The organism is Amycolatopsis sp. NPDC024027 (genome assembly GCF_040638975.1).
In the GTDB taxonomy this organism is placed as follows: Bacteria; Actinomycetota; Actinomycetes; order Mycobacteriales; family Pseudonocardiaceae; genus Amycolatopsis.
On sequence record NZ_JBEZYY010000004.1, the window covers coordinates 19,876 to 36,187 of the forward strand.

14 protein-coding genes are annotated in these 16,312 nt (G+C 72.6%); 10 read left to right on the forward strand and 4 right to left on the reverse strand.

Annotated elements, in window-relative coordinates:
• Positions 1-21 precede the first annotated feature (21 nt).
• A complete protein-coding gene (locus AB0F52_RS12010) occupies positions 22-1,251 on the reverse strand; it encodes a trehalase family glycosidase (protein ID WP_360168371.1) in 1,230 nt (409 codons plus the stop codon).
• Positions 1,252-1,312: 61 nt separating this feature from the next.
• Here AB0F52_RS12010 and AB0F52_RS12015 point away from each other — a divergent pair, with 61 nt between their 5' ends.
• Together AB0F52_RS12015 and AB0F52_RS12020 are read left to right on the forward strand one after the other, a co-directional pair.
• A complete protein-coding gene (locus tag AB0F52_RS12015) occupies positions 1,313-2,467 on the forward strand; it encodes an ROK family protein (RefSeq protein ID WP_360168374.1) in 1,155 nt (384 codons plus the stop codon).
• A 366-nt stretch (positions 2,468-2,833) separates the two neighbouring features.
• Positions 2,834-4,765: a S53 family peptidase gene (locus AB0F52_RS12020; RefSeq protein WP_360168377.1), complete on the forward strand. Its 1,932-nt coding sequence runs from the start codon at positions 2,834-2,836 to the stop codon at positions 4,763-4,765.
• A 285-nt stretch (positions 4,766-5,050) separates the two neighbouring features.
• Here AB0F52_RS12020 and AB0F52_RS12025 read toward each other — a convergent pair whose 3' ends face one another.
• Complete coding sequence (locus tag AB0F52_RS12025) at positions 5,051-6,586, reverse strand: sensor histidine kinase (protein ID WP_360168380.1); 1,536 nt, start codon at positions 6,584-6,586, stop codon at positions 5,051-5,053.
• A gap of 134 nt (positions 6,587-6,720) precedes the next feature.
• Between AB0F52_RS12025 and AB0F52_RS12030 the strand changes: the two genes are divergently transcribed.
• Genes AB0F52_RS12030 through AB0F52_RS12040 form a run of 3 tightly spaced genes read left to right on the forward strand, consistent with a single transcriptional unit; the run spans position 6,721 to position 9,823 of the window.
• On the forward strand, positions 6,721-8,094 hold the full coding sequence (locus AB0F52_RS12030; RefSeq protein ID WP_360168383.1) for a cytosine permease: 1,374 nt from the start codon (positions 6,721-6,723) through the stop codon (positions 8,092-8,094).
• 44 nt (positions 8,095-8,138) lie between these two features.
• On the forward strand, positions 8,139-8,810 hold the full coding sequence (locus AB0F52_RS12035; RefSeq protein WP_360168386.1) for an SDR family NAD(P)-dependent oxidoreductase: 672 nt from the start codon (positions 8,139-8,141) through the stop codon (positions 8,808-8,810).
• Positions 8,807-9,823, forward strand: a complete 1,017-nt coding sequence (locus tag AB0F52_RS12040) for an S-adenosylmethionine:tRNA ribosyltransferase-isomerase (RefSeq protein WP_360168389.1) — start codon at positions 8,807-8,809, stop codon at positions 9,821-9,823. The genes AB0F52_RS12035 and AB0F52_RS12040 overlap by 4 nt, the downstream gene beginning before the upstream one ends.
• A gap of 215 nt (positions 9,824-10,038) precedes the next feature.
• Here AB0F52_RS12040 and AB0F52_RS12045 read toward each other — a convergent pair whose 3' ends face one another.
• The gene (locus tag AB0F52_RS12045; RefSeq protein WP_360168391.1) at positions 10,039-10,419 is read right to left on the reverse strand and encodes a hypothetical protein; all 381 of its coding nucleotides are present in this window, start codon (positions 10,417-10,419) and stop codon (positions 10,039-10,041) included.
• Positions 10,420-10,626: 207 nt separating this feature from the next.
• On the opposite strand from AB0F52_RS12045, the gene AB0F52_RS12050 reads away from it, so the two are divergent.
• The 5 genes from AB0F52_RS12050 (at position 10,627) to AB0F52_RS12070 (ending at position 14,700) form a co-directional block, all read left to right on the forward strand.
• Positions 10,627-11,679, forward strand: coding sequence for an ABC transporter substrate-binding protein (locus AB0F52_RS12050; RefSeq protein WP_360168394.1), 1,053 nt, complete (start codon positions 10,627-10,629; stop codon positions 11,677-11,679).
• 80 nt (positions 11,680-11,759) lie between these two features.
• Entirely contained in the window at positions 11,760-12,551 is a 792-nt protein-coding gene (locus AB0F52_RS12055; protein WP_360168397.1) for an ABC transporter ATP-binding protein, read from the forward strand.
• Positions 12,538-13,422: an ABC transporter permease gene (locus AB0F52_RS12060; RefSeq protein ID WP_360168400.1), complete on the forward strand. Its 885-nt coding sequence runs from the start codon at positions 12,538-12,540 to the stop codon at positions 13,420-13,422. The genes AB0F52_RS12055 and AB0F52_RS12060 overlap by 14 nt, the downstream gene beginning before the upstream one ends.
• Before the next feature lie 85 nt (positions 13,423-13,507).
• Positions 13,508-13,885: a DUF1761 domain-containing protein gene (locus tag AB0F52_RS12065; RefSeq protein ID WP_360168403.1), complete on the forward strand. Its 378-nt coding sequence runs from the start codon at positions 13,508-13,510 to the stop codon at positions 13,883-13,885.
• On the forward strand, positions 13,882-14,700 hold the full coding sequence (locus AB0F52_RS12070; protein WP_360168406.1) for an SMP-30/gluconolactonase/LRE family protein: 819 nt from the start codon (positions 13,882-13,884) through the stop codon (positions 14,698-14,700). Before AB0F52_RS12065 ends, AB0F52_RS12070 begins: the two co-directional genes overlap by 4 nt.
• 73 nt (positions 14,701-14,773) lie before the next feature.
• Here the strand turns inward: AB0F52_RS12070 and AB0F52_RS12075 are convergent, their stop codons facing one another.
• Complete coding sequence (locus tag AB0F52_RS12075) at positions 14,774-16,273, reverse strand: DEAD/DEAH box helicase (RefSeq protein ID WP_360168409.1); 1,500 nt, start codon at positions 16,271-16,273, stop codon at positions 14,774-14,776.
• Positions 16,274-16,312 lie beyond the last annotated feature (39 nt).

The following is a 16,312-nucleotide window of genomic DNA, read 5'->3' on the forward strand; positions in this document are numbered from 1 at the left end:
CCGACGCGGCCGGGCGGCCCGTCATTTCCCCTCGGACAGCAAGTCCACGGTCAGGGCGGCGGTCCAGCTGAACGACCGGGTGCCGTGACCGGCGCCGGTCAGCGGGTCGACGTACTCGGCGAAGCCGGTCTGCGCGGCCGTCTCGACGAGGTCGTCGCGCAGGCGCGCGGCGAGGGCGTGCTCGCCGTGGCGGAGCAGGCCTTTCCGGACCAGCCAGCCGATGTTGAACCACGAGGGCCCGCGCCAGTAGCGGCCGGGGTCGAAGCCCGGTGCGGTCAGGTCGTAGCTGGGCACGCCGTGCACCCGGCCGAGCCGGAAGCGAGGGCCGGTCGCGGTCGCCAGCAGGGCGGGGGCGACCGCCAGGTCCGGCAGCACCAGCGGCAGCAGGCCCGCGCACGTGTGCTCGCGGATCAGTGCGCCGGTGTGGACGTCGCGGGCGAAGAAGAAGCCGGCGGCGCTGTCCCACAACGTCTCCTGCATCGCCTTCTCGACGCGGGCCGCGGCCTCTCGGTGGCTCGAGGACAGCAGGCCGAGTTCCTCCGCGATCTCGGCGAGTGCCAGCTCGGCGTCGGCCAGCAGGGCGTTGAAGCCGGGGTCTTCCACGGTGAAGTCGCCGATGTCCCGGTAACCGCTGTCCCGGTAGGCGGCGGCGAGCCGGACGTACCGGCCGTAGTCGTCGTCGCTCGGCCGGTCGCCGGCGTCGCCGTGCTGGAGGTCGCGGCGGACGAACCCGGTGGCGAGCGGGACGCGCGTGAGCGGCTCGTCCCAGGCCGGGCTGTTGTCCATGCCGGATTCCCAGGGGTGCACGATCGCCACCAGCCCGCGGCCGCCCGCGTCGCGGCGGGTGCGCAGGTAGTCGTGCCAGGCCACCAGCTTCGGGTACAGCCCGGCGAGGAACTCCCGATCCGGGTCGGCTTCGTGCACCGCCAGCGCGGCGCGGGCGTGTACCGGCGGCTGGACCAGGCCCGACGTCCGGCCGGCCTGCCAGAAGGACGGCCCGGGGAAGTACGCCTCGGGCGGCGTCTCCGGGTCGAACACGATGTGCGGGACGCGGCCGTCGGGCCACTGCGCTTCGAACAGCGTGCGCAGTTCGCGCCGGGCGTGCGCGGTGGACCGGTGGCGCAGGCCGAGCGCGATGAACGCGGAGTCCCAGCTCCACTGGTGCGGGTAGAGCGATCGCGAGGGCACGGTGGACGCGCCGAGCCAGTTGCCCGCCAGGACAGCCGAGGCCCGCTCCCGTGTTACGTTCATATGTCCAATCTATCTCCGACTTGTGTCTTGTCAATGGACAAAAGTAGGCAGGAGGCCGCAGATGACCACCCCGACCAGCGCGGGAGAGCTGCTGCAGCTGGTCCGGACGGGGCAGGCGAGCACGCGGAAGGCCCTCCTGGAGCGCAGCGGGCTGTCGCGCTCGACGCTGACAGCGCGCCTGGAGCAGCTCCAGACCGCGGGCCTGCTCGCCGAGGGTGGCCAGGAGGACTCCACCGGCGGCCGCCCGGCGCGGCAGCTGCGGTTCGACGACCGGCACGCCGTCGTCCTCGCCGCGAGCATCGACACGACGCACGCCGAGGCCGCCGTCACCGACCTGGCGGGACGGGTGCTGGCGCGCCGCGCGGGCGCGGTCCGCGTCGCGGACGGTCCCGAGCCCGTGCTCGACCGGATCGCGGGGTGGTTCGAGGCGCTGCGGGCTTCGGCGGGCCGGCCGGTGTGCGGGGTGGGCGTATCGGTGCCGGGCCCGGTCGAGCCCGGCCGCGCCCGGGTGCGGCAGCCGCCGATCATGCCGGGCTGGGACGGCTACCCCATCGACGCCCACCTCGGCGCGCGCTTCGGCGCCCCGGTGCTGGTCGACAACGACGCGAACCTGATGGCGCTGGGCGAGCACCGCGCCCGCCACCCGGAGTCGGCGGCGCTGGTCGTGGTGAAGGTGTCGACCGGGATCGGTGCCGGCCTGGTCCTCGGCGGGGAGGTGTACCGCGGGATCGACGGCGGCGCGGGCGACATCGGCCACATCCGGCTTCCGGACCACCCGGAGGCCCGCTGCCCGTGCGGCTCGCTCGGCTGCCTCGCGGCCGTCGCCGGCGGCGGTGCGCTGGCGGCGAGGCTGACCGAGCTGGGGCTGCCGACGGAGTCGGGCTCGGGCGTCCGCGACCGGATCACGGCGGGCGACCCGGCCGCGGTGCGGCTCGCCGAAGTGGCCGGCCGCCAGGTGGGGGAGGTGCTGGCGACGCTGGTGTGCGTGGTCAACCCCGGCGTCGTGGTGATCGCCGGTGACCTCGCCGAGCCGCACTTCGTGGCGGGGGTCCGGGAGGTGCTGTACCGCCGGGCGCTGCCGCGGGCGACGCAGAACCTGCGGGTGGAAATCGGCGGCCGCGGCGAGGGAATGGCGGTGGCCGGAGCGGTGGCGATGGTCGTCGACGCGGTGTTCGCGCCCACCGAGGTGGACCGGCGCCTGACCGTCCGCGCGTGACGGCCGAACTGCCGTCACCGCCCCCTGTCTTTCGGGGGTTCGGGTGGCGGAGCCCCCGACCCGGGGCGAAGCCCCGGATGTCACAGACTGTCCGGAGTGGACGGAGCGACCGACTTTAGTAGGTGGCGCAAGCCCCTGCCGCGTGGTCCACCATACCGTCGCAAACCGGACCAATCGTGCAGCAGACCTCATTCCTCGCGTTTTCTCCGCGACAAATCGGATTTCAGTACCACGGTTCACGGCTGGCGAATTCCCGGCCAGATAACGGTTCCGCAAGCACTTCCCCACGAGCGGAACACCGATCTAGTCTCAGCCGGTGTTCCAAGGCCCGTTTTCTGGGGGCCGCTTTCCAAGAGGGAGATTTCTGTGCGAAGAAGCTCCACCCTGCTCCTTTCGCTCGCGGTGGTGGGTGGCCTGACCGGCGCCCTGCCGGCGACGGCGTCCGCGCAGGGGCGTCAGGACATTCCGCAGTCACACCCGTTGTGGGCGAACGCGCAGGCGAAGGTCGCCGACACGGCGCCCGCCGCGAAGCTGAGCTTCCGGGTTTACCTGAACCAGCGCGACAACGCCGGTGCCGAAGCGCTGGCCCAGGCCGTGTCCGACCCGGACAGCAAGACCTACCGCCAGTACCTCAGCCCCGACCAGGTGCGCGACCGCTTCGCGGCCAGTGACGCGACCGTCAGCGCCGTCAAGGCGTGGCTGACCGGCAACGGTTTCAGCATCGGCGAGGTCCCGTCGAACCGCGCGTACGTCGAAGCCACCGGCACCGCGGACCAGACGGAAAAGGCGTTCGCCGTCGACCTCGGCAAGTACCGGGTCAAGGGCCAGACGCTGCGCGCCGCCGACAAGAACCTGTCGGTGCCGGCGAACCTGGCCGGTGACGTGCTCGGCGTCGTCGGCGTCGACCAGGCGACCAACCTGTTCAAGCCGGACCACGCGACCGGCTCCGGCACGCCGTCGGACGTCGCGCCCGGGCCCGGCTTCCGCAACGCGCCGCCGTGCAGCGCCTACTACGGCGAGAAGATCGACACCACCGATCCCGCCTACAACGGCAAGCAGCTGCCGTACGCCCCCTGCGGCTACACCCCGGCGCAGCTGCGCTCGGCCTACGGCATCGACAAGCTCGGCGCCGACGGCAAGGGCACCACGATCGCCATCGTGGACGCCTTCGCCTCGCCGACGATCTATTCGGACGCGAGCACGTACGCGAAGAAGAACGACCCGCAGCACCCGCTGAAGCAGAGCCAGTTCAAGCAGCACGTCTTCCCGGCGAACCCGGTCCTCGAGCCGCCGGACCAGTGCGACGCGGCCGGTTGGTACGGCGAGGAGACCCTCGACGTCGAGGCCGCCCACGGTCTCGCGCCGGGCGCCGACATCCTGTACGTCGGCGGGGAGTCCTGCGAGGACAACGCCCTCGACGTGGCGCTGAACTACGTGATCGCCGGCCACAAGGCCGACATCGTGTCGAACTCCTACGGCGACACCGGCGAGGACATCCCGGCCGACGAGGTCAAGGTGTTCAACCAGATCTCGCTGCAGGCGGTCCTCGAGGGCATCGGCGTGTACTTCTCCTCGGGCGACAACGGTGACGAGGTCGCGCGCCTCGGCACGCCGTCGCCGGACTTCTCCGCCTCGGCGCCGTGGATCACCGCGGTCGGCGGCACGTCCATCGCCATCGGCAAGGACGGCAAGAAGATCTTCGAGACCGGCTGGGAGACCAGCAAGTCGGTCCTGACCAACGGCGTCTACGGCCCGGCCAACTACACCAGCGGTTCCGGTGGCGGCACGAGCCGGCTGTTCGAGCAGCCCTTCTACCAGAAGGGTGTCGTCCCGGACGCGCTGGCGAAGAAGAACCAGACCGGCAACAAGAAGGGCCGCGTCGTCCCGGACATCTCCGCGGTCGGCGACCCGAACACCGGCTTCCTGGTCGGCCAGACGCAGACCTTCCCGGAGGGTGCGCACTACGACCAGTACCGGATCGGCGGCACGAGCCTCGCGTCGCCGGTGTTCGCCGGCATCATGGCGGTGGCCGACAGCTTCGACCACTTCCACCACGGCTTCATCAACCCGGTGATCTACAAGCTGACGTCCCGCACGCCGGCGATCACCGATGTGAAGCACGTGGACGCCGCGGTGGCCCGCGTCGACTACGCGAACTCGGTCGACGCCACGGACGGCCTGCTCCGCTCGGTCCGCACGCTGGACTACCAGGGCCTGACGATCCACACCACCCCCGGCTACGACGACGTGACCGGCCTCGGTGTGCCCAACGGGCTGCTGTTCCTGCTGCTCGTCTAGTCGGCTGCTGCTCGATGAGGGCCCCCTCGCCGGTCTCGGCGAGGGGGCCCTTTTCGGATGGCTGGTTTCTCGCCGTGGGCCACTCGGGCGTGCCGCCGGCACCGCGGTAGATCCGCCGGCCCGGACGCTCGCTTCCGTGCCGGCCGCCGCTGCTTGGCCGCCGCCCCCACCGACCCGCCGTTGGGCAGCCGCTGCCCGCCCACCGGCCGCCGCCGGGCGGGATGCCCGCGCCGCCGAACCATCCAACCGGCCCGAGCGCACCGCAGTGGCCACGGCCGCAGCTGCTCACTCCGCCAGCGGGATGACCGCGGTCACCGCGGTGCCTCCAGAGCCGCTCGCGACCTCGAGCTCCCCGCCCAGTGCCTGCACCCGGTCCCGCAGCCCGGCCAGTCCCGAACCACCCTCCGGATCCGCGCCGCCGACACCCGCGTCCGTCACCTCGACCCGCAGCTCCGCGCCCGCCACCTCGATCCGCACGTCGGCGCGGTCGGTCCGGGCGTGCTTCAGCGCGTTCGTCAGCGCCTCCGACGTCACGAAGTACGCCGTCGCCTCCACCGCCGCGTCCAGGCGCGGCACCGTGCCGACCGTCATGGCCACCGCCATCGGGCTGCGGTCGGCCAGCGAGCGGACCGCCGCCACCAGGCCCGCCTCGGTGAGGATCGCCGGGCGGATGCCGCGGGCCAGCTCGCGCAGCTCGGTGATCGCCGTCTGCAGCTCGTCCACCGCGCCGGTGAGCAGGGCGCGGATCTCCGGCGGCAGCTCCGCGCCGGAGCGGCGGCCGGCCATCCGCAGCAGCAGCACGACGCTGACCAGCCGCTGCTGGGCGCCGTCGTGCAGGTCGCGCTCGACCCGGCGGCGCTCCTCGTCCCCGGCCGCGACCAGGCGGGCCCGCGACGCGCGCACCTCGGCCAGTCGCTGCTCCAGCTCGGCGGTGAGCCGCTGGTTGTCCAGCACCAGCCCGGCGGCCGCGTTGAGCGCGTCGATCGACCGGCTGTCCTTCCACACCTCGTCGTCCTGCACCAGCGCGGCCAGCCCGGTGCCGTCGCGCTCCAGCAGCAGCCGGATCATCTCGGCGTTGCCGACCCGGGCCCGCATCACCCCGGCCAGGAACGCCAGCGGCCACAGGCAGAACAGGATCCGGTACGCCTGCAGCAGCGGGCCGGACAGCGGGTGCGCGTCGCCGAGCGCCGTGCCCGCCCCCGACGTCAGCGCGCCGGCCAGCGCGATGACCACGACCGGTGACAGCAGCCGCCGCTGCGGCAGCCGCCCGGTCAGCCACCGGTAGAGCAGCACGACGACCACGCCCGCGCTGATCGCCGTCGCGGCCAGCTCCAGGGCGCGGTCGGCGAAGGCGCCGCTGCCCGGCCAGAGCGCCAGCAGGTCGCGCGGGTCGTCGTCGACCAGCAACCCGAGCACGCCCGAACCGAGCACCACCAGGTAGGCCGCGGCCACCAGCAGCCGTTCCCACCGCGAGCGGAGCCGGCCGTGCGGGAAGGCGAGCACCAGGTGCGCGATGACCGGGCTGGACGCGGCGCGCAGCGGCACGGCGATCGTGTACAGCACCGGGTCGCGCGTGAACTGCAGGTCCTCGAGGAACAGGGCGACCCCGGCGAGCGCGATGAGCACCCCGATCGGGTTGGCCGGGCGCCGCACGTGCGCGACCGCGCCCGCGAGGAGGAAGAGGAACCCGGTCGTGGTGCTGAGCGCGGTGTCGAGCGCGGAGTGGGAGCCTTCGCCGGCTTTGAGCGCCAGCGCGACCACGCCGAGCACGCACCCGGCGGCGAGCAGCCCGGTCATCACCGACGTCCGCGGGTGCTGCACTTCGCGACCCTCCCGGTGGGTCTTGGCGGTGGTGGGGAGCAGTCCGGCAACGGCTAACCGTGATTCGTCCGTTCGGGCCGTCGCGTTACACCACGCGGCTGCGCTTTAGGGTGATCGGCGACGAGAGGCGGAACATGAGCGGACACGGTCTGGACGCCGAAGTCTTCGGCGGGCGGATGCCCACCGGCGGGCGGGATCTGGCGATCGAAACCCACGGCATCGCCCCGGTGCCGGCGGACAACCGGTTCGGGCGCCCGTGGCGGCTGTTCAGCGTGTGGTTCGCGCCGAACCTGACGATGACGGCGGTGTTCACCGGCACCCTCGCGGCGTCGCTCGGCCTCGGGTTCTGGACCGGCTTGGCCGCGATGCTCGCCGGCACCGTGCTGGGGTCGCTGCCGGTGGCGTACCTGTCGACGTGGGGCCCGCGCACCGGTACCGGCCAGCTGCCGCTCGCCCGGCTGCCGTTCGGCGGCGGTGTCGTGCTGCCCGGCCTGGTGCAGTGGCTCGGCTCGATCGCCTGGGACGCGCTGGTCGGCCTGTTCGGCGGCGAGGCGCTGGCCGAGCTGACCGGGCTGCCGTTCTGGGCGGCGGTGCTGATCGTGCTGGTGCTGCAGTGCGCGCTCGGCGTGTTCGGGTACGCGCTGATCCACCGCGTGCAGGCGGTGATGAGCGTGCTGCTGGTGCTCGCGTTCGCCGCGCTCGCCGTGAAGGTCCTTTCCGGACACCCGATCGCCGGCGCCGACACCGCGTCCGGCGCCGATTTGGTGGGCGGCGTCGTCCTGTTCACGACGATCACGTTGTCGCTGGCGATCTCCTGGGCGCCCTACGCGTCGGACTTCAGCCGCTACCTGCCCGTCTCCAGTTCGTCACGGGCGGTCTTCTGGGCGACGCTGCTCGGCCTCGTCGTCTCGTACGCGATCGGCGAAGGCCTCGGGCTCGCGCTGGGGTCCTCGCTGGGCGACCAGACGGCGGCGGGCGTCGCCCACCTGCTCGGCGGCGGGTTCCTGGGCGCGCTGGCGCTGGCCGTGATCGCACTGGCGGCGGTGTCGTCGAACGCGATGAACGACTACAGCGGCTCGCTCGCGCTGCAGACGGTCGGCGTCCGGCTGCGGCGCCCGGTGTCGGCGGTCGTCGTCACCGTGCTCGCGTTCGCGCTGATCCTCTGGATGCACAGCGGCGACCTCTCGGCGAAGTTCGAAAACGTGCTGCTGTTCGTCAGCTATTGGATCCCGCCCTTCCTCGGCGTGGTCGTCCCGGACTGGCTCGCGCGCACCCGCGGCGGCCGGCGCGTGGACGTCCTGGCGTCGGTTTCCGTGCGTCCCTGGGCGGCGGTGGTGGCGTTCCTGGTGGGGTTCGGCGCCGCGGTGCCGTTCATGAACACGTCCCTCTACACCGGACCGGTCGCCGCGGCGCTGCACGGCGCGGATCTCGCGTACTACGTCGGCCTCGTCGTTTCGCTGACAGCGTATTTCCTGCTGCGCGGCCGGTCTCCGGTTGACCTCAAGTAATGTAGAGGTTTCAGGATGGGGTGGTAGCCCTCGAAGGAGGAACCATGCCCACCGCACTCGTCACCGGCGCTTCCGCCGGGCTGGGCCGCGCGCTCGCGGCCGCCCTGGTCCGTCGCAAGTGGACGGTCATCGGCGACGGCCGCGACGCGGCCGCGCTCGCTTCGGCGGCCGGTGAGGCCGGCTTCACGGCCGTCCCCGGCGACGTCACCGACCCGGCCCACCGCGCCGCGCTCGCCGACGCCTGTCCCGAACTCGACCTGCTCGTCAACAACGCCAGCGCGCTCGGCGTCAGCCCGCTGCCGCCCCTGGCGCGCTACCCGGTGGCGGACCTGGAGGACGCCTACCGCGTCAACGTCTTCGCGCCTCTTGCGCTGACCCAGCTCCTGTTGCCCGCCTTGACCGCGGCGCGCGGCGTCGTGATCGACGTCAGTTCCGATGCCGCCGTCGAGGCTTACGAGGGCTGGGGCGGCTACGGCTCCGCGAAGGCGGCGCTCGATCAGATGACCGCTGTCCTGGGGGTGGAACACCCGGACCTGTCCGTGTACGCCATCGACCCGGGCGACCTGCGCACGGCGATGCACCAGCGCGCGTTCCCCGGCGAGGACATCTCCGACCGGCCGCTGCCGGAGACGGCCGTCCCGGCGTTCCTGAGGGTGCTCGACGAGCGTCCGCCGAGCGGCCGCTACCGCGCGGCCGACCTCCTGGTGACGGCATGAACATCCGGTTCGACCTGCCCGCGGAGCTGTCGGCATCGGCCCCGCCGGAAGCCCGCGGCCTGTCCCGCGACGAGGTCCGCCTGCTGGTCGCGTCCCCGGCGGGCGTCCACCACACGGCGTTCACCGGCTTGGGCGAGCACCTTCGCCCGGGCGACCTGCTGGTGGTCAACACTTCGGGCACCCTCCCGGCAGCGGTCGACGCACGGCGCAACGGCCGCCCGATCACGGTCCACTTCGCCACACCGCTGGACGACGGTTCGTGGGTCGTCGAGCTGCGCGCACCGGCCGGCCCGCTGCTCGACGGCCGCCCGGGCGAGCGCCTTTCCCTGGCCGGCGACGCGTCGCTGACGTTGCTGGCCCCGATGGTCCCGGGCGCAGCGCGGCTGTGGCGGGCGGCGGTGTCGGTGGAGGTGCGGGCGCTGCTCGCGGCGGCGGGCCGGCCGATCCGCTACGGGTACGTCCCGCGTGCGTGGCCGCTGTCGGACTACCAGACGGTGTTCGCCCGCGAACCGGGCAGCGCGGAGATGCCCTCGGCGGCGCGGCCGTTCACGCCGGAGCTGGTGACCCGCTTGGTGACGGACGGGGTGTTGTTCGCCCCGCTGCTGCTGCACACGGGAGTGTCGTCCCCGGAGGCGGCGGAGCCACCCCAGGCGGAGCGGTACCGCGTCCCCCCGACGACGGCGGCGTTGGCCTCGTGGGTCCGGGCGCGCGGAGGCCGGGTGATAGCGGTGGGCACGACGGCGGCCCGGGCGCTGGAATCGGCCTCTTCGGGAGGCGAAATCCGCGCGGCCGAGGGCTGGACGGAGCTGGTACTGGGCCCGGACCGCCCGGCGCGGGTGGTGGACGGGATCGTCACGGGCCTGCACGCGCCGGAGGCATCGCACTTGTCACTGCTGGAGGCGGTGGCGGGCGCGGAGGTGGTCCAGCGCGCGTATGAGGCGGCGGTGGCGGAGCGGTACTTGTGGCACGAGTTCGGCGACGTGTCGCTTCTGCTGCGCCGTTCGAAGGAGTGACCGGCGGGATCGAAACAGCCCCGCGCGGTGGACGACTCCCCGGTGTCGCCGGGCTCGGGTACCTGCGGCAGACCGCGGGAAACGCCGCGGTCGTGCAGCGGCAGCAGGCGTCGTGGCAGGCCCGGGTCGAGGCCGCGACGGACCACGACGACCGCGCCGCACTGTTCCGGGTTGTCCACAGCCCCATCAACCTGTGGACAACCACCTCAAAACCCCTACTGACCAGCCTCAACCCGCCGCCGCGACCGGATCAGACCGGCAACGACCACCACCGCCACCCCCAGCCCCACGCCGCTGACGATCGACGCCACCAAACTCGCCGTCGCCGTCGCCAAGCCGAACGCTCCGCCGAGGTACACCGGGATCGAAATCGCCACCGGCAGCCAGTTGCGCAGCGTGAAGGCCCGGTCCGACGCCACCCACAACACCAGCGTCACCGCCGCGGCCGTGACGACCGGGATCGCCCACACCACCAAGCTGGTCAGCGCGTCCATGCCCAGTGACCTGAGCCACTCGAACGACGCCTGGCCCAGCCCGATGAACAACACGACCAGCGCCACGCGGACGCCGGCGGCTCCCTGGCCCCTGCTCGTCATGTCTTCCTCCCGAATCCGTGGTCCACCCTGTACCACGTCCGGGTGACGCGAGCGGTTGCCCGGTTTGGCGACTTTCTCCGGAGCTGTAAGCGCCGCGGCCGCCGATGTCAAGAAATCTCACCAGGATTCCCGGGATGCGGATGGCTATGCGCCTGAGTGGGTGACCGTGCGAACCTCGCCCCGACACCGACGAAAGGCGATGCTGACGTGCGCACCCCTCGGAGAACCCTGGCCTCGGCGCTGGCCGCCCTGACCGTTGTGGGCGTGCTGGCCGGCTGTTCGCGCGCCGACAGCAGCGCCGCCCCGGCCGCGAACCAGGGAACCGCCGGCGAGGTCCGGGTCGGGTTCTTCCCGAACGTCACGCACGCTCCCGCGCTGATCGGCGTCAAAAAGGACTTCTTCAAGACCGAGCTCGGCTCCACCAAGCTCACCACCCAGACCTTCAACGCCGGCCCCGAAGAGGTCAACGCCCTGCTCGGCGGCTCCCTCGACGTCGCCTTCATCGGCTCCGGCCCGGCGATCAACGCCTTCACGAAGTCCAAGGGCGCCATCCAGCTGGTCTCCGGCGCCGTCTCGGGGGGCGCGCAGCTGGTCGTCAAGCCCGACATCACCAGCGTGGACCAGCTCAAGGGCAAGAACATCGCCACGCCGCAGCTGGCCAACACCCAGGACGTCGCGCTCAAGAAGTTCCTCGCCGGCAAGCAGCTGACCGACCAGGTCAAGATCACCAACCTCGACAACCCGAAGACGCTCGACGCCTTCAAGAAGGGCGAGGTCGACGGCGGCTGGCTGCCCGAGCCGTGGGCGTCCCGGCTGGTCCTCGACGCCGGCGCGAAGGTCCTGGTCGACGAGAAGACGCTGTGGCCGGGTGGCCGCTTCCCGACCACCGTCGTCATCGTGCGCAGCGAGTTCCTGCAGCAGCACCCGGACACCGTCCGCGCACTGCTCAAGGGTGAGCTCGCCGCCATCGACTGGGCCAAAGGCAACCCGGCGGACGCGAAGACGGTGGTCAACGGCGCGCTCAAGGAGCTGGCCGGCAGTACCCTGAGCGCAGCGGTCCTGGACCGCGCCTTCTCCGGCATCGAGCTGACCACCGACCCCGTCGCCGCCGAATTCCCGCAGCTCGCGCAGGACTCGGTGACGGCCGGCGTGGTGAAGTCGGCGGTGGCGCTGAAGGGCTTCGCGGACTTCGGTCCGCTGAACGAGGTGCTGAAGGCCAAGAACCTGCCCGCCGTCGACGCTCCCGAACTGACCAAGTGAAACCGGGGCTTCGCCCCGGGCCGGGGGCTCCGCCACCCGGAACCCCCGAAAAAGAGAGTGATCCGGAGAGGCAGCCAGCGATGACCACCACCCTCCCGACCGGCCGCGGCAGTTTCACCGGCGCGACCGCGGTGCGTCTCGACGGCGTGCGCAAGACGTTCGGCACCGCCGGCCGCGCGGTCGTCGCGCTCGACGGCGTGGACCTGACGGTCGCGCCCGGCGAGTTCGTCTGCCTGCTCGGCGCGTCCGGCTGCGGCAAGAGCACGCTGCTGAACCTGGTCGCCGGGCTGGACGCGCCGTCGGCGGGCGAGATCACGCTGAACACCTCCCGGCCGGCGGTGATGTTCCAGGAAGCCGCGCTGATGCCGTGGCTGACCGCGGCCCGCAACGTCGAGCTGCCACTGCGGCTGGCCGGGTTCGGCCGCGCCGAACGCCGCGAAAAGGCCGCCGAGCTGCTGGACCTGGTGCGGCTGAACGGCGCGGGCGGCAAGCGGCCGCACGAGCTGTCCGGCGGGATGCGGCAGCGCGTCGCGCTGGCCCGCGCGCTGGCCGCGACCCTGCGCGTCGGCGGCGACCCGGAGCAGTCGCTCCTGCTGATGGACGAGCCGTTCGCCGCGCTCGACGCCATCACCCGCGACGTCCTGCAGGGCGAGCTGCTGCGCGTCTACCGCAGCACCGGCACGTCCGTGCTGTTCGTGACGCACGACGTGCGCGAGGCCGTCCGGCTCGGCCAGCGCGTGGTGCTGCTGTCGTCGCGGCCCGGCCGGGTCGTGCGCGAGTGGGCGGACGTGCCGCTGGCCGACGCCGAGGAGCTGACCGAGGAAATCACGGGCCACCTGCGCGAGGTGATCAGCACCCATGCCGCAGCTTGACCGGTCCGCCGAAGCCGACCTGGACGCGGTCGGCGCGGGACTGGATTCGCTCGACGCCCCCGTCGGCGACCGCCGCCCGGGCTTCTGGAAGCGGTTCGCCTGGGGTTTCCTGCCGCCGCTGGGCGCGCTCGTCGTGCTGGTCGTCGTCTGGCAGATCCTGTGGGCAGCGGCCTTCTGGCCGGAGTCGCAGCTGCCGTCTCCGGCCGCGGTGTGGGGCGAGTTCTGGAGCATCGTCGTCGACGGCAAGGTGTTCGGCTTCGTCTGGACGTCGGTGCACCGCGCGGCGCTCGGCTTCCTCGCCGGCGTCCTCATCGGAACGCCGCTCGGCCTGGTGGTGGCGAAGGTCCGCGTGGTGCGCGCGGCGATCGGCCCGCTGCTGACGGGGCTGCAGAGCCTCCCGTCGGTGGCGTGGGTCCCGGCGGCGATCCTGTGGTTCGGGATCAACGACGCGGCGATCTACTTCGTGGTGCTGCTCGGCTCGGTGCCGTCGATCGCGAACGGCCTGGTGTCCGGCATCGACCAGATCCCGCCGATCCTCCCGCGAGTGGGTCAGGTGATGGGCGCGAACCGGCTGTCGTCGGCCCGGTACATCCTGCTGCCCGCCGCGCTCCCGGGCTTTCTCGCCGGGCTCAAGCAGGGCTGGGCGTTCTCGTGGCGCTCGCTGATGGCGGCGGAGCTGATCGCGCTGTCCCCCCAGCTCGGCATCGGCCTCGGCGCGTACCTGAACCAGGGCTCGTCGTTCAACAGCATGGAGACGGTGATCGCGGCGATCTTCCTGATCCTGCTGGTCGGCGTGGGGATCGAGCTGCTGGTGTTCCGCCCGCTGGAGCGCGCGGTGCTGCGGGCCCGCGGGCTCACCTCGTCGCTCTAGAGAGTTTTCCGCTCGGATGTCGAAGCCGGTTCGGTGGTCTCGACGTCCCCTTCGCAAGCGGTTGTGACGAGCGGAGGAGCGGACAATGGTGATCGCCGTGGTGGTGGCGTCGGTGGCGGCGTTCGTGGTGAGTTCGGCCTGGTACATCGGCTTCGGACGGGTCTGGGCCCGCCTCAGCCCGGCGGGCGCCACGGCGCGGCCGTCACCGTGGCGGATGAGCGCGGAGTTCGTCCGGACACTGGTGCTGGTGGCGGCGTTCGCGCTGCTGGCCGGTGCGGCCGGCGTCGAGGGCGTGCCCGGCGCACTCGGCTTGGCGCTGGTGGTCTGGGCGGGGTTCCCGGTGGTGATCTTGGCGGGATCGGTGCTCCACGAGCGCGTCCCGGCCGGCCTGGCGGCGCTGCACGCGGGCGACTGGCTGGTGAAGATCGCGGTGGTGGCGGTTCTGGTGGGGGTGTGGCGATGACGGCGACGTTGCTCGACGGAGTCGCGTTCGGCGAGTCCCCGCGCTGGCACGACGGGCGGCTCTGGTTCGCCGACTGGCTGGCCCACGAGATCGTGGCGGTCTCTCCGGCGGGGGAACGCGAGGTCGTCTTCCGCGCGGACTTCCCGACGATGCCGATGTGTTTCGACTTCCTCGGCGGGCAGCCGGTGATCGTGTCTTCGTCGGACGGACTCCTGCTGCGCCTCTCGGAGTCCGGCCTGACCACACACGCCGACCTGGGCGGCACCGGGTTCAACGAGATAGTGGTGACCGGTGCCGGAGGCTGCTACGTCAACGGGGGCGGCTTCGACCTGATGGCCGGTGAGCCCTACCGGCCGGGGGCGATCCTGTTCGTCTCCCCCGAAGGCGCGGTCCGCGCGGTGGCGGAGGACATCGCGTTCGGCAACGGCATGGCGCTCACCCCGGACGGCTCGACGCTGATCGTGGCGGAGTCGTACGCCAACCGGCTGACGGCGTTCTCGGTCCTCCCGGACGGCGACTTGACTGACCGGCGGGTGTGGGCGGACCTCGGCGACGGCGTCCCGGACGGCATCGCCCTCGACGCCTCAGACGCGGTTTGGGTCTCGGACGTGCCGCACCGGTCGTGCACCCGGGTCCGCGAGGGCGGCGAGGTCCTGGACAAGCTGACGTTCGACCGAGGGTGCTTCGCCTGCGCGCTGAGCGAGGACACGTTGTACGTGGTCGTCCAGGAGTGGCGCGGTCTCGACGGGGTGGGGGAGACCGAGGACCGGACGGGGCGGATCCTGACCCATCCGGTCTCCGTGGGCCGCGCTTAGCCGTTCACCCGGTCAGCGCGGCCGGACGGACGACGCGGCCGGTCGCCGGCCGCGTCCTCCATCCTGAAATCGCTCAGCGAGGGCGGCGGCCGCCGGCCCGGGTGCCGGACGAAAACGCCGCCGCGCCACCACTCCGGCGACCACCGGTCGCCGGGGCTGCCGATCGGCCGGTGCCCGCGGCCTTGGCCGCGCCGCCGGCCCTGCGGTTGCCGCCCGAGCCGCCCCGGCCCGAGGCGGCCGAACGCGGCTGCTGCTCGTCCCGCCGCGGCTGGCCGTTCGTCCGGGACCGCTGTCCGCCGCGGTTCTCCTTCGGCGTGGCAGGGGCGCCCCGGCGTCCGCGGCCACCACCCGGTGCCGCGCCCGTGGCGGACACCTTCTTCGGCCGGTTGTCCACCGCCGGGGCCTGCGAGAACGTGCGCTCGCCCGGGGCCAGCTCCGCCAGCAGCGGGTGACCCGGGCCGAGCTGGGTCGTCGTCGGCTTGATGCCCGCCTTGCGGGTCAGGTCGCGCACGTCGCGGACCTGCGCGTCGGTCATCAGCGTCACCACCGTGCCCGACGCCCCGGCGCGCGCCGTGCGGCCGGACCGGTGCAGGTACGCCTTGTGCTCCACCGGCGGGTCCGCGTGGATGACCAGCCGGACGTCGTCGACGTGGATGCCCCGCGCCGCGATGTCGGTCGCGACCAGCGTCTTCGCCGTGCCCGACGAGAACGCTTCGAGGTTGCGCGTCCGCGCGTTCTGCCCCAGGTTGCCGTGCAGTTCCACGGCCGGGACGCCCGACGCCACCAGCTTGCGGGTCAGTGCCTTCGCGCGGCTCTTCGTCCGGGTGAACACCAGCGTGCGGCCCGGCGCCGCGGTCAGGTCGACCAGCACCGGCAGCCGGTGGGTCTCCTCGAGGTGCAGGACGTGGTGCTCCATCGTTGACACCGGCGACTGCGCCGAGTCGACGCTGTGCGTGATCGGGTCGGTCATGAAGCGCTTGACCAGCACGTCGACGCCGTTGTCGAGGGTCGCGGAGAACAGCATGCGCTGGCCGCGCGAGGGCGTCTGGTCCATGATCCGGCGGACCTCGGGCAGGAAGCCCAGGTCGGCCATGTGGTCGGCCTCGTCGAGGACGGTGATCTCGATGGCGTCGAGCTTCACGTGCCCGGAGCGCATGTGGTCGGCGAGCCGGCCGGGGCAGGCGACGACGATGTCGACACCGTCGCGCAGCCGCGTGATCTGCGGGTTCGCGCTGACGCCGCCGAAGATGGTGGTCGTCTTCAGGCCCAGCGGCTTCGCCAGCGGCAGGATCGACGCCTCGATCTGCGTCGCGAGCTCGCGCGTCGGCGCCAGGATCAGCGCGCGCGGACGGCCCGGCTTGCGCCGCGTCGGGCCCGCGGCGAGGCGGGCCAGCAGGGGCAGGACGAAGCCGTAGGTCTTGCCGGAGCCGGTCCGGCCGCGGCCGAGCACGTCACGCCCGGCGAGGGTGTGCGGCAGGGTCGCCGCCTGGATGGGGAAGGGCTCGGTGACGCCCTGCGTGGCCAGCGCGGCCACGAGCGGGGTGGGCAGGCCGAGTTCAGCGAAAGTGCTCATAGGTGCGTGCGGGCGTACGAGCGCCCTGGTCTCCGTAAT